General features: G+C 68.5%; 10 protein-coding genes. 5 read left to right on the top strand and 5 right to left on the bottom strand.

What is annotated here, in order from left to right:
* Positions 1 to 131 precede the first annotated feature (131 nt).
* The 4 genes from nirB to cobA all read left to right on the top strand — a co-directional run bounded on the left by nirB (position 132) and on the right by cobA (position 6,688).
* Positions 132 to 2,639, top strand: a complete 2,508-nt coding sequence (nirB, locus tag PWS46_RS26535; RefSeq protein ID WP_434625214.1) for a nitrite reductase large subunit NirB — start codon at positions 132 to 134, stop codon at positions 2,637 to 2,639.
* A gap of 6 nt (positions 2,640 to 2,645) precedes the next feature.
* Positions 2,646 to 3,023, top strand: a complete 378-nt coding sequence (gene nirD / locus PWS46_RS26530) for a nitrite reductase small subunit NirD (protein WP_434624955.1) — start codon at positions 2,646 to 2,648, stop codon at positions 3,021 to 3,023.
* Positions 3,016 to 5,721, top strand: coding sequence for a molybdopterin-dependent oxidoreductase (locus PWS46_RS26525; protein ID WP_434624954.1), 2,706 nt, complete (start codon positions 3,016 to 3,018; stop codon positions 5,719 to 5,721). The genes nirD and PWS46_RS26525 overlap by 8 nt, the downstream gene beginning before the upstream one ends.
* A gap of 214 nt (positions 5,722 to 5,935) precedes the next feature.
* A complete protein-coding gene (cobA, locus tag PWS46_RS26520; RefSeq protein ID WP_434625212.1) occupies positions 5,936 to 6,688 on the top strand; it encodes a uroporphyrinogen-III C-methyltransferase in 753 nt (250 codons plus the stop codon).
* On the opposite strand, the gene PWS46_RS26515 is transcribed toward cobA, so the two are convergent.
* A complete protein-coding gene (locus PWS46_RS26515; protein WP_434624952.1) occupies positions 6,590 to 7,372 on the bottom strand; it encodes a C40 family peptidase in 783 nt (260 codons plus the stop codon). The genes cobA and PWS46_RS26515 overlap by 99 nt on opposite strands.
* Before the next feature lie 226 nt (positions 7,373 to 7,598).
* Between PWS46_RS26515 and PWS46_RS26510 the strand changes: the two genes are divergently transcribed.
* On the top strand, positions 7,599 to 8,678 hold the full coding sequence (locus tag PWS46_RS26510; protein WP_434624950.1) for a saccharopine dehydrogenase family protein: 1,080 nt from the start codon (positions 7,599 to 7,601) through the stop codon (positions 8,676 to 8,678).
* Here the strand turns inward: PWS46_RS26510 and PWS46_RS26505 are convergent.
* The 4 genes from PWS46_RS26505 to PWS46_RS26490 all read right to left on the bottom strand — a co-directional run bounded on the left by PWS46_RS26505 (position 8,666) and on the right by PWS46_RS26490 (position 12,638).
* The gene (locus PWS46_RS26505; protein WP_434624948.1) at positions 8,666 to 9,727 is read right to left on the bottom strand and encodes a potassium channel family protein; all 1,062 of its coding nucleotides are present in this window, start codon (positions 9,725 to 9,727) and stop codon (positions 8,666 to 8,668) included. The two genes, PWS46_RS26510 and PWS46_RS26505, sit on opposite strands and share 13 nt — an antisense overlap.
* A 133-nt stretch (positions 9,728 to 9,860) precedes the next feature.
* The gene (locus PWS46_RS26500; protein WP_434624946.1) at positions 9,861 to 11,267 is read right to left on the bottom strand and encodes an alginate export family protein; all 1,407 of its coding nucleotides are present in this window, start codon (positions 11,265 to 11,267) and stop codon (positions 9,861 to 9,863) included.
* A 173-nt stretch (positions 11,268 to 11,440) separates the two neighbouring features.
* Positions 11,441 to 12,307, bottom strand: a complete 867-nt coding sequence (locus tag PWS46_RS26495) for a 3-hydroxybutyryl-CoA dehydrogenase (RefSeq protein ID WP_188052024.1) — start codon at positions 12,305 to 12,307, stop codon at positions 11,441 to 11,443.
* 184 nt (positions 12,308 to 12,491) lie between these two features.
* The gene (locus PWS46_RS26490; protein WP_434624944.1) at positions 12,492 to 12,638 is read right to left on the bottom strand and encodes a hypothetical protein; all 147 of its coding nucleotides are present in this window, start codon (positions 12,636 to 12,638) and stop codon (positions 12,492 to 12,494) included.
* Positions 12,639 to 12,647: the final 9 nt, after the last annotated feature.

The following is a 12,647-nucleotide window of genomic DNA, read 5'->3' as shown; positions in this document are numbered from 1 at the left end:
CAGGTCTGCACCCGCCTTCGCGAGCCACTCGCGGGACCGGGAGACGACCCGTTCGGACGCCTTTCTTTTTGGCCCCGTGCCTGACTTTGCGGCAGGCCGGACACGATTGACGAGGCAGACGCGCCATGGACATGCATCTCTCATCGAACAACGGGCCCGTCGTTGAACTGAACGAGGCTGAACTGCCCGGTGCCGGCCCGGCCAAGGAGCGGCTGGTGGTTGTCGGCAACGGCATGGCCGGCATGAAGACGGTGGAAGAGCTGCTGGCCAAGGCGCCGGGCCGCTTTGATGTCACCGTCTTCGGGGCCGAGCCGCATCCGAACTACAACCGCATCATGCTGTCGCCGGTGCTGGCGGGGGAGAAGACCTTCGACCAGATCGTGCTGAACAGCCGCGAGTGGTACGACGCCAACGGCATCACGCTCCTGACCGGCGAGCCGGTGGAGGGCATCGACCGCGAGGCCAAGACGGTGGTTTCGCAGTCCGGCCGGGTCGTTCCCTATGACAAGCTGTTGATCGCCACCGGCTCGATGCCCTTCATCATCCCGGTGCCGGGATCGACCCTGCCGGGCGTCATCGGCTTCCGCGATCTGGCCGATGTGGACGCGATGCTGGCGGCGGCGGCCAAGGGCGGCCGCGCCGTGGTGATCGGCGGCGGGCTCTTGGGGCTGGAAGCCGCCAACGGGCTGCGGGTGAAGGGGATGGAGGTCACCGTCATCCACCTGATGCCGACGCTGATGGAACGCCAGCTCGACCCGTCGGCCGGCATGCTGCTGCAGCGCGAGCTGGAGCGCCGCGGCATCGAGGTGCTGACCGGCGCCGATACGGCGGAAATCGTCGGGGACGGGTGGGTCAGCGCGGTGCGGTTGAAGGATGGGCGCGAGCTGCCGGCCGACATCGTCGTCATGGCGGTCGGCATCCGCCCCAACATGGCGCTGGGCAAGGCGGCCGGGCTGGACTGTGGGCGCGGCATCCGGGTGGATGACCAGATGCGCACCAGCGACCCGTCGATCTACGCGGTCGGCGAATGCGTCGAGCATCGCGGCGTCACCTGGGGCCTCGTCGCCCCGCTGTTCGAGATGGCAAAGGTGCTGGCCCACGACCTCGCCGGCGGGGAGGGTGCGGCCTACACCGGCTCCGTCACCTCGACCAAGCTGAAGGTCACGGGCGTAGACGTGTTCTCGGCCGGCGATTTCTCGGGCGGCGAGGGGACGGAGGACATCGTGTTCCGCGATGCGGCGCGCGGCGTCTACAAGCGGCTTGTGCTGAAGGACAACCGGCTGCTGGGCGCGGTGATGTATGGCGACACCAAGGACGGCGCCTGGTACTTCTCGCTGCTGAAGGATGGCGCAGACGTCTCGGCCGAGCGCGACACCATGATCTTCGGCCAGGGGTTCGGGAGCGCCAATTCCGGAAACCCTAATGCCGCCGTTGCGGCGCTCCCCGACAGTGCGGAGATCTGCGGCTGCAACGGCGTGTGCAAGGGCACCATCGTCAAGGCGATCACCGAGAAGGGCCTGACCAGCCTGGACGAGGTGAAGTCCCACACCAAGGCATCGGCCTCCTGCGGCGGCTGCTCCGGTCAGGTCGAGGCGCTGCTGGCGGCGACGCTGGGCGACGGCTTCAAGGCCGCTCCCAAGGTCAAGGCGATGTGCAAATGCACCCACCATGGCCATGACGCGGTGCGTGCCGCTATTGTCGAGCATGGGCTGAAGACCATGGCCGACGTTTTCCAGGCGATGGAATGGACGACTCCCGACGGCTGCGCCTCCTGCCGCCCGGCGCTGAACTACTACCTGCTGTGCGCGTGGCCGGGCGAGTACAAGGACGATTACCAGTCGCGCTACATCAACGAGCGCGCCCACGCCAACATCCAGAAGGACGGCACCTATTCGGTCGTGCCGCGCATGTGGGGCGGGCTGACCAGTGCTGCGGAACTGCGCGCCATCGCGGATGTGGTGGACAAATTCGCCATCCCCACCGTGAAGGTCACCGGCGGCCAGCGCATCGACCTGTTCGGGGTGAAGAAGGAGGATCTGCCGGCGGTCTGGGCCGACCTGAACGCCGCCGGGATGGTCTCGGGCCATGCCTATGCCAAGGGACTGCGCACGGTGAAGACCTGCGTCGGGTCGGAGTGGTGCCGCTTCGGTACGCAGGATTCGACCGGACTGGGCGTGAAGCTGGAGCGGATGACCTGGGGCACCTGGACCCCGCACAAGGTCAAGCTGGCGGTGTCCGGCTGCCCGCGCAACTGCGCCGAGGCGACCATCAAGGATCTGGGCGTCGTCTGCATCGACAGCGGATACGAGCTGCATGTCGGCGGCAACGGCGGCCTGCATGTCCGGGCCTGCGACCTGCTGGTCCGCGTCGCGACGGAGGAGGAGGTGCTGGAATACACCGGCGCCTTCATGCAGCTGTACCGCGAGGAGGCCCGCTATCTGGAGCGCACCGCGCCGTGGGTGGAGCGGGTCGGCCTCGACCACATCAAGGCGGCGCTGGTCGATGATCCGGAGCGGCGGCGGGCGTTGAACGCGCGCTTCCTGTTCTCGCAGACCTTCTCGCAGGACGATCCGTGGGCGGAGCGCGCCGCCAAGGGCGTCGACCGTCACGAATTCAATCTGCTCGCCGAAGTGGGGTAAGGGATCATGGACAGCATCATCATGGAAACGGTCTGGACCCAGGTCGGCAGCATCGACGACATCCCGGTGCTGGGCTCGCGCGTCGTCCGCACCCCCGATGGCGACATCGCGCTGTTCCGCACGGCGCAGGATGAGGTCTTTGCGCTGGAGGACGCCTGCCCGCACAAGCAGGGGCCGCTGTCGCAGGGCATCGTCCATGGCCGGCGCGTCACCTGCCCGCTGCACAATTGGGTGATCGAACTGGCGACCGGCGAGGCGGTCGCCCCCGACGAGGGCCGCACCGGCCATGTCCCGGTGCGGGTCGAGGGGCGCAGCGTCTCCCTCGCGCTCGGCGAGGCCAAGCTGTCGCGCGGCGGCTGCCGCAAGGCCTGCGGCCATGTTTGACGGGGCGGAGCCATCTTCCGGGCCGGGCAAGGGCGGTGAACGGGAGGTGAAGACCACCTGTCCCTATTGCGGGGTCGGGTGCGGGGTGATCGCGCGGGTGGCGGCGGACGGAGTGGATGGCGGCGCCGTGACCGTGCGCGGCGATGCCGATCACCCGGCCAACCGGGGGCGGCTCTGCTCCAAGGGATCGGCGCTGGCCGATACGCTGGTGCCGGAGGGGCGGCTGCTCCATCCCGAGATCGCGGACCGGCGGGTGTCGTGGGACGAGGCGCTGGACGCGGTGGCCCGGCGCTTTTCCGACACCATCGCGACGCATGGGCCGGATTCGGTGGCCTTCTATGTCTCCGGCCAGCTGCTGACCGAGGATTATTACGTCGCCAACAAGCTGATGAAAGGCTTCATCGGCTCGGCGAACATCGACACCAACTCGCGCCTGTGCATGGCGTCGTCGGTGGTCGGGCACAAACGTGGCTTGGGCGCCGACGCGGTGCCGGGGAGCTACGAGGATTTCGAGTGCGCCGATCTGGTGGTGCTGGTGGGGTCGAACCTCGCCTGGTGCCATCCGGTGCTGAACCAGCGGCTGCTGGCGGCGCGGGCGGAACGGGGCACGCGCATCGTCGTGGTCGATCCGCGGCGGACGGATTGCGTCGATGCCGCCGACCGCCATCTGGCGCTGAAGGCCGGCACCGACGCGGTCCTGTTCAACGGGCTGCTGGCCTATCTCGACAGCCGTGGGCATCGCGATGCCGGTTTCACCGCCGCTCATGCCGAGGGGGTGGAGGAGGCGCTGGCCGCCGCCCGTGCCGATGCGCCGGACATCGCGACCGTCGCCCACCGCTGCGGGCTGGACGCGGCGGAGGTCGCCGCCTTCTATGGGGAGTTCGCGGCGACGGACCGGGTGGTGACGGTCTATTCGCAAGGCGTCAATCAGTCGTCCCAGGGCAGCGACACCGTCAACACCATCCTGAACGCCCATTTCCTGACCGGGCGCATCGGCCGGCCGGGCTGCGGTCCCTTCTCCGTCACCGGGCAGCCGAACGCCATGGGCGGGCGCGAGGTCGGCGGGCTGGCGAACCAGCTTGCCGCGCATATGGGCTTCACGGCGGAGGAGGTGGACCGGGTCGGCCGCTTCTGGAGCGCGCCGCACATGGCGGACAAGCCGGGGCTGAAGGCGGTCGACCTGTTCCGCGCCATCGAGGCCGGCACGGTCAAGGCGGTGTGGATCATGGCGACCAACCCGGCCGTCAGCATGCCCGACGCCGGCCGGGTGCGCCGGGCGCTGGAGCGCTGCGAGACGGTGGTGGTTTCCGACTGCATCCGCGACACCGACACCGGCCGCTTCGCCCATATCCGCCTGCCGGCCAAGGGCTGGAGCGAGAAGGACGGCACCGTCACCAACTCCGACCGCACGATCTCGCGCCAGCGCGCCTTCAAGGCGGAGGCCGGGGAGGCGCGGGCCGACTGGTGGATCATGACGCAGGTCGCGCGGCGGATGGGTTTCGCCGAGGGCTTTCCCTATGAGAGCGCCGCCGCGGTGTTCCGCGAGCATGCCGCGCTGTCGGATTTCGAGAATGGCGGGACGCGCGCTTTCGACATCGGCGCGCTGAGCGGGCTGGGCGATGCCGGTTACGACGCGCTGGCGCCCTTCCCCTGGCCCTGGCGCGCAGGCGGCGAGCCGCAGACGCGGCTGTTCGGCGATGGCCATTTCTTCACCGCGGACGGGCGCGCCCGGATGCTGGCGGTCACGGCGAAGCCGCTGCCGCGCGCGGTGCCGGATGGGGCATTGCTGCTGAACACCGGTCGGCTGCGCGACCAGTGGCACACGATGACCCGCACCGGATTGTCGGCGCGGCTGTCCGCCCATGCGCCGGAGCCTCGGCTGGACATTCACCCGACGGATGCGGCGGCGCGGGGGCTGGTCGATGGCGGCTTTGCCCGCATCGCCACGGCAGCGGGGGAGGCTTTGGCGCGGGTGCGCGTCACCGATGCCCAAAGCGCGGGCACCGTCTTCCTGCCGATGCACTGGACCGACCGCTTCACCGGCGCCTGCGTCATCGGCCGGCTGATCGACGATGAGGCGGTGGACCCGGTCTCCGGCCAGCCGGACCTGAAGCGGATGCCGGCGACGGTGGAGCCCTGGCGGGCGCATTGGACCGCCTTCCTGCTGACCCGGCGGCCGGTGGAGCCTGGGCATGGCGGCTATTGGGCCCGGCGCGCGGTGGCCGGCGGGCATCTGGTGGAGATGGCGGGGATCGGAGCCATCCCGGCGGTGGCTGATTGGCTGCCCGCACTCGACCCGTCGGAGGCGGCGGTGGAGTTCCACGACCACGCGCGCGGCGGCTTGCGCATGGCCTGGATGGATGGCGACCGGCTGGAGGCCTGCCTGTTCGTCGCCGCCGACGAGCGTTTGCCGCCGCGCGGCTGGCTCGCCGGGCTGCTGGAAGCGGACGGGCTGGACGACGGCACGCGGGCCGGGCTGCTCGCCGGGCGGGCGCCGGGTGTGCAGGCCGATGAGGGGCGGATCGTCTGCGCCTGTTTCAGCGTCGGGATCAACCGGCTGGCCGGCGCCATCCGCGACCGGCGGCTGACCAGCGTGGCGGAGATTGGTGCGGCGTTGAAGGCAGGCACGAATTGTGGTTCCTGCGTGCCTGAACTCAAGGAGGTGCTTCGTCATGCTCATCAGCGCGAAGTGGCGTGAGAGTCTCGTGGCGTTGTCGCGCCTCCTTCTCCCTCTCCCCCCCGGGGAGAGGGTCGGGGTGAGGGGGATGCACATACTGGATTTTTGGGAAAAGGTCGCCGCGCGTCCCCCTCACCCTAACCCTCTCCCCGGGGGGGAGAGGGGATCTCGTTCCGCTCGGCAAGAAAAGTGCGGGCAAGTAACCCTCGTCGGTGCCGGCCCCGGCGACCCCGACCTGCTCACCGTCGCTGCGGTCAAGGCGCTCGCCGCCGCCGAGGTCGTGCTCTACGACGCGCTGGTGGGCGACGGCATCCTCGACCTCGCCCATCCTGGGGCGGAGCGCATCTGCGTCGGCAAGCGCTCCGGCCGGCATTCGCTGCCGCAGGGGGAGATCAACGCGCTGATCGCGTTCCATGCGCAGCGCGGCAAGCGGGTGGTGCGGCTGAAGGGCGGCGACCCGATGGTGTTCGGCCGGGCGGGCGAGGAGATCGAGCATCTCGACAGCCTCGGCATTCCGGTGCGCGTCATCCCCGGCATCACCGCGGCGCTCGGCTGCGCCGCCTCGACCGGGCTGTCGCTGACCAGGCGCGGGGTGTCGCGCGCCGTCACCTTCGTCACCGCCCATGGCCGGGACGGCGAGCGGTTCGAGCCCGACTGGGCGCGGCTGGCCGATCCGCAAGGCACGCTGGCGATCTATATGGGGCGTGAACAGGCGCGCGCGGTCGGCCAGGGGCTGACCGGGGCCGGGCTGCCGAACGAAACACCGGTGCTGGCGGTGGAAAATGGCTGCCGGCCCGACGAGCGGCGTTACTGGACGACGCTCGGCGAGATGGCGGAGCAGGGGGTGGCCGCCGGCAAGGGGCCGACCCTGCTGCTGATCGGGGAAGCGCTACGCCCGCGCCAAGGCGTCAATGAAATAGTGGGGACGGCGGACTCCATTGATCTCCGCGCGTTTGGCGACCTCGGTGAGCGGTTCGATCACGACTGACATGGTGAAGACGGTGGCGTGCAGCAGGTTCGTCCCGTCCACCATCAGCCCGACATGGCCTGGGAAGAAGACGATGTCGCCGCGCCGATACTCCAGGTCGCGGCCATCGTCGGAGAGCCATTGCCCCAGCCGCTCATCCTTGCGCTGCATGCCGCTGCTGTGGTGGGAGACGACGCCCGCCGCCGCCATGGCGGTCAGCACCAGCCCGGAACAGTCGATGCCGAAGCTGCTGCGCCCGCCCCAGACATAGGGCGTCTCCAGAAAGCGCAGGGCGGTGGCGATGTGGTCGGTGGCGGGCGCGGCGTCCACCGGCTCCAGCCATCCCGCGAACAGCCATGACCCATCGTCGGTGCCGAGCCAGCCATTCTCCGCCCGGCCGTCCAGCGTCACCAGCGACCCGAAGCTGAGCGTCGCCACCGGCGGTGCCCGGTGGGTCGCCGCCGGGTGCAGGTCGGCGCGCAGGGCCCGCACGCGGTGGGTGGGGGCAACCGGCTCCCGATGCGCGGTGGCGGGTGGCAGCCAGCCGACATGACCGTCGAAGGCGTTCTCCGCCCGCAGCCAGCCGTCGCGCTCCTCAAGAATGCGGAAACGCTCGCCGCGGATCATCTCGCTGGTCTGTGGAACGCCCTGTTGCGGCTCCTCCAGCAGGACGGCGTGCGGGGCGGTCAGTTGGCGCATGGTCATGGGTGCGGGCCGGACTTCGTGAAAACCGGCTGCGACCTTAGCGCCGCTGCCGATGCCGTGCGAGGGATAAAGCGCGTCCGTCGTTTCAACGGTGTTTCCGTCATTCCGACGGAAATCTCCGGCGTCACCGGCGCATTGCCCGGTTCAACCCGGCCTCATCCGCCGACACCTTTTGTGTGCGAGCCAAATCGCCAACACAGACGGCTGAAACAGAGGAGCGGGAGAGATGGCAACGATGAAGGTTCTGGTTCTGGGTGCCGGCAAGATCGGGTCGATGATCGGCACGCTGCTGTCCGAGACCAACGATTTCGCCGTCACCATCGGCGACCGGGACGACGCGCTGCTTCACCGCGCCGAACAGGCCGGGCTACGGGTGACGCGCGTCGATGTCGAGGATCCGGCGTCTCTGCGCGCCGCCATGGCTGGCCAGCATGCGGTGCTGAGCGCCTGCCCCTTCACCCTGACCCCCGCCATCGCCACCGCCGCCGTCGCGGCCGGCGCCCATTACCTCGACCTGACCGAGGATGTCGCCGCCACCCGCAAGGTGAAGTCGCTGGCCGAGACCGCCAACAGCGCGCTGATCCCGCAATGCGGTCTGGCGCCGGGCTTCATCTCCATCGTCGGCCATGACCTCGCCCGCCGTTTCGACGAGCTGCACAACCTGCATCTCCGCGTCGGCGCCCTGCCGCAATATCCGACCAACGCCCTGAAGTACAATCTGACCTGGAGCACCGACGGGCTCATCAACGAATACTGCAACCCGTGCGAGGCCATCATCGACGGCCGCCCGCACGAGGTGATGCCGCTGGAGGGCGACGAGCGCTTCGCGCTGGACGGCGTCGATTACGAGGCATTCAACACCTCGGGCGGGCTGGGTTCGCTGTGCGAGACGCTGGCCGGCAAGGTGCGGAACCTCGATTACAAGACGGTGCGCTATCCCGGCCACCGCGACATCGTCCGCCTGCTGATCCGCGACCTGCGGCTGGGCGAGCGGCGCCACCTGCTGAAGGACGTGCTGGAAACCGCCGTGCCGCTGACGCTGCAGGACGTGGTTCTGGTGCTGGCGACCGCCACCGGCATGCAGGAGGGCGAACTGCGGCAGGAGACCTTCGCCACCAAGATCTACAGCAAGCAGATCGCCGGCCGCACCTGGAGCGCCATCCAGGTCACCACCGCCGCCGGCATCTGCGCCGTGCTGGACCTGCTGCGCGAGGGGTCAATCCCGCAGGCCGGCTTCATCCGGCAGGAACAGGTGCCGCTGGACGCCTTCCTCAACAACCGCTTCGGGCGGCACTACCGGAGCTGAGTGGACCTCTCTCCCTCTCCCCAGGGGGGAGAGGGGACTTTTCCGTCGTCCGGCGGGCTGATGATCAGCAGCGTGTCCTGGGGCTGGATGATGTAGCGGTTGCGTTCGGTGAAGGGGATGTTGCGGCCGTGGCTGTGGATCTGCACGACCATGCCGCCGCTGACCTCCGCCATCGTCAGGCCGACCTCGTCCGGTTCCGCGCGGCGCTCGCGGAGCACCATCTGCCCGCCGGTCGACATCAGGTCGCACAGGAAGGGGGTGGCGTGGCGCGTCTCCACCGCGTCGGCCATCAGGTAGCCGCCGATCTTCGGCGGCGACACCACCAGATCGGCGCCGCTGAGGTTGGCGAGCTTGATGTTCTCCTCCTGCTTGATGTTCGCCACGATCTTGGTGTCGGCGGACAGGTGGCGCACGGTCAGGATGACCAGGATGGTGGTGTCGTCGCGCCCGGCGCTGACGATCACCGCCTTGGCATTGGCGACGCAGGCGTTGGTCAGCGTTTCCTCGCTGGTGGCGTCGCCGAGCAGGCCGACGAATCCGGCATCGGCCGCCAGCTGGATGCGGTCCTCCGACTCGTCGATGACGACGATGCGGTCGGCTGGGTGGCCCTTCGAGGCGGTCTCCTGCGCGGCGATGAACCCGCTGTGCCCGAAGCCGCACAGCACGATGTGCCCCTGCAGCTGCTTCTGAATGCGGCTCAATCGGAATTCCTCCACGATCCTCTGCACCACCAGTTCGTACGCGGTGCCGAGAAAGATGAACCAGATGAAGATGCGGATCGGCGTGACCGCGAAGGCGTCGATCAGGCGGGCGGTGTGGCTGACCGGCACGATGTCGCCATAGCCGACGGTGGTCACCGTGATCATGGCGAAATAGAGGATGTCGGGAAAGCTGATGTGGTCGTCCAGATTGTCCTTCAGCCCGTCGCGGTCGAACCAGAACACCGCGATGACCAGCGCGATCAGCACGGCGACGATGCCGATGCGCACCAGCAGCGTCTTTTCCGCCGACAGGCCGGAGCGGACATGCAACAGCCGCCCCTTCTTCAAGGACGGCTTGCCTCGTCTTCTGTCCTTTGTTCGCCGCTCCACCGCGCCCTGTTTTCCGCTGTTCGTCCGTTCGGGCTTCACACCCGATAGTCTGAACGCGCGAGACCGCGATCCGGCCGCAGGGCTTCCGCCCTTAAAATTTGAAAACCGCCTCCATCCCGGCGAAGTGGATGGTCTTGGCCGGGCCGCTGTCCTTCAGGAAGGGACCGGGGCGGAACAGCGAATAGGAGACCAGCCCCTCGAAGGAGCGGCCGGAACTGTAGGACAGCACCAGTTCGCCCTGCGTGCCGACATAGCGCGCCCGTGACGCGGCGCCGGAGCGCAGCAGGCCGCCGGTCAGGTCGTAGACCCCGTCGTCCAGGCTTTCGCGCCAATAGGCGATGGCGGAAGCGGACAGGCTGAACGCGTCGGACAGGGCGAGGTCCAGCGTCGGGTGCAGGTTCATCAGGTTGTAGGGACCGATGGGTGTCAGCTCGCCGAAATATTTCGCGCGCGGGAACAGCGGGTTGAAGGTTTCCAGCCGGACGTCGCGGGGATTGCCGTCGCCGCTGGCGATGTTGGCCTTGAGGCTGAGCCGCGGCTGCAGCGGCAGCGCGGCGAAGCGGTAGCCGCTGTCGGTGGCGAGCGACCAGGCCCGAATGGATCCGCTGCCGAAGCGGCCGAACTGGCCCATCGCCTCCCAGTTCCAATCCCAGCCGGCGGCCTTGCCGAAGCTGCGCAGGCCGATGGTGTGGCGCAGTTCGCGCCCGGTTCCGCTGTCGAAGCCGGCGCGGCGGTTGCGATAGCCGATGTAATAGGCATCCAGCCCGGCGCTGTCGGTCCATCCCAGGTCGAGCGGCCGCGTGGCGTAGAACGCCCATGCCGAGCGTTTGGCATCGCGGCCGTCGTCGAACAGGTCCTGCGTCGGTTGGACCGGGCGGCCGAGGAAGGCGTCGATGCGCCAGGGGCCGGCGGTGACGATCCCCTTCACCGCGTCGAAGGCGCGCGGGACGTTGGCGCCGTAGCGCAGCGAGATCAGCCGTTCCGAACCATAGGCCAGCATCTGGCGGCCGACGCGCAGCGTGCCCTTGGCATCGCCGAGCGGGGCATTCAGGTCGGCAAAACCCTGCATCAGGTCGATGCGGTCGGCGTCGGGTGGGGCGAGCGGGTCCAGCTTGCCCGCCGTGCCGGCCATGATGAGCTGGCCGAACAGGCGGAGGCTCTGCCCGACGCGCAGGTCGGCATAGGGCAGGGCGCGCCACAGCCCATAGGCGTCGTTGCGCGGCTCATCCTGTCCCCAGCTGCTGTTGCGGATCGCCTCGCCACGCAGACGAAGCTCCAGCCCGGTGGAGAGCGAGGCGAAACCGTCCGGCGTGACCGGGATCGCCTTGAACCGCTCCCAGAAGGCGCCGGAGCGGGCCTCGGGCGAGAGCAGGTAGCGGTAATCCTCGTCGAAGCGGGTGTTGGTCAGCGGCGGCGGTGGATTCGGCGATTGGGCCGCATGGGCCGGACCGATCCACAGCAACAGGGCGACCGCCGCCGCGCGAAGGCGGGCCGGCATGGGGCATCTCCGTGATGGCGCTGGACTGCACCGATCCTAGGGAGATGCCCGGCGGCGTGATTGCTCCTTACGAACCGCTTTTGCCGGTTCTGCGCATCCGCGCCGCCGCCGCTCGTTCCGGCCTTGGGCGGAGTCGGGAAGGAAGGCGGTTCGACCCTCCTCCCCGCCTTTACTCACTTGCTGTAGTCGTAGAAGCCGCGGCCGGTCTTGCGGCCGAGGAAGCCGGCATCGACCATCTCCTTCAGCAGCGGGGCCGGGCGGTACTTCGGATCGTTGAAGCCTTCATAGAAGACCTCCATAACCGACAGCATGGTGTCCAGACCGATCAGGTCGGCGAGCGCCAACGGGCCGATCGGGTGGTTGCAGCCAGCCTTCATGCCGGCGTCGATGTCCTCGGCGGTGGCGATGCCTTCCTGCAGCGCGAAGATCGCCTCGTTGATCATCGGGCAGAGGATGCGGTTGACGGCGAAGCCGGGGCTGTTCTTCGCGGTGATCGGCGACTTGCCGACGCGCTTGGCAAACGCCATCGCCTTGGCGTGGGTGTCGTCGCTGGTCTGGATGCCGCGGATGATCTCCAGCAGCGCCATCAGCGGCACCGGGTTGAAGAAGTGCAAGCCGATGAAGCGGTCCGGACGGTCGGTGGCCGTCGCCAGCTTGGTGATGGAGATCGACGAGGTGTTGGTGGCGACCAGCGCCTCCGGCTTCAGGGTTGCGCAGAGATCCTTCAGGATCTTGACCTTCAGATCCTCGTTCTCGGTCGCGGCCTCGATCACCAGATCGCAGGCAGCCAGCTTCGACTTGTCGGTGGTGGCGGTGATGCGCGCCAGGGCCGCTTCGCGGTCGGCGGCGGTCATCTTCTCCTTCTTGACCAGACGGTCGAGGCTGCCGGCGACGGTCGACAGGCCGCGCTGCACCGCTTCCTCGGAGATGTCGGTCATCACCACCGTCAGGCCGGCGACGGCGCAGACCTGGGCGATGCCGTTACCCATCTGTCCGGCGCCGATGACGCCGATGGTCTCGATTCCCATGCTCTCGGCCATTGTTCTTCGTCCCTATTGGTTGGCTGGTTGCTGTTGATCGGTGCGTTGGTTCGCAGATGCAGCATGTTCTACACGCATTTTCGTTGCGCTGCGATGACTTGTCGTATGCGGCATGGGCGGCTTTTGGCCGGCGCGGCGACCTGCCGCAGCCCCGGCATCGGCGGAAATCCGCCGACGCCAATGCTCAGACAAGCGGATTTTCGCCGATGCCAAGCATCAATCGAAAGGCCGGATCCAGGCTTTTCAACTGTTTGCGCGGCAAACTGACAATGGCATGGCGCTTGCTCTTCTCTAAGGCAACCGCGGCGACGGGTCGCGGATCAAGCCCCATGGGAGAAAC

This window comes from Azospirillum sp. B2RO_4, assembly GCF_051124815.1.
Taxonomy (GTDB): Bacteria; Pseudomonadota; Alphaproteobacteria; order Azospirillales; family Azospirillaceae; genus Azospirillum.
This window is presented reverse-complemented; position numbering and strand designations above follow the sequence as displayed.

Bases quoted from the DNA above. Each gene is read 5' to 3' on its own strand.
- nirB (WP_434625214.1), top strand. From the start codon at position 132: ATGCATCTCTCATCGAACAACGGGCCCGTCGTTGAACTGAACGAGGCT.
- PWS46_RS26500 (WP_434624946.1), bottom strand. From the start codon at position 11,267: ATGCCGGCCCGCCTTCGCGCGGCGGCGGTCGCCCTGTTGCTGTGGATC.
- PWS46_RS26515 (WP_434624952.1), bottom strand. From the start codon at position 7,372: ATGACCATGCGCCAACTGACCGCCCCGCACGCCGTCCTGCTGGAGGAG.
- PWS46_RS26525 (WP_434624954.1), top strand. From the start codon at position 3,016: ATGTTTGACGGGGCGGAGCCATCTTCCGGGCCGGGCAAGGGCGGTGAA.
- PWS46_RS26510 (WP_434624950.1), top strand. From the start codon at position 7,599: ATGGCAACGATGAAGGTTCTGGTTCTGGGTGCCGGCAAGATCGGGTCG.
- PWS46_RS26490 (WP_434624944.1), bottom strand. From the start codon at position 12,638: ATGGGGCTTGATCCGCGACCCGTCGCCGCGGTTGCCTTAGAGAAGAGC.
- nirD (WP_434624955.1), top strand. From the start codon at position 2,646: ATGGACAGCATCATCATGGAAACGGTCTGGACCCAGGTCGGCAGCATC.
- PWS46_RS26495 (WP_188052024.1), bottom strand. From the start codon at position 12,307: ATGGCCGAGAGCATGGGAATCGAGACCATCGGCGTCATCGGCGCCGGA.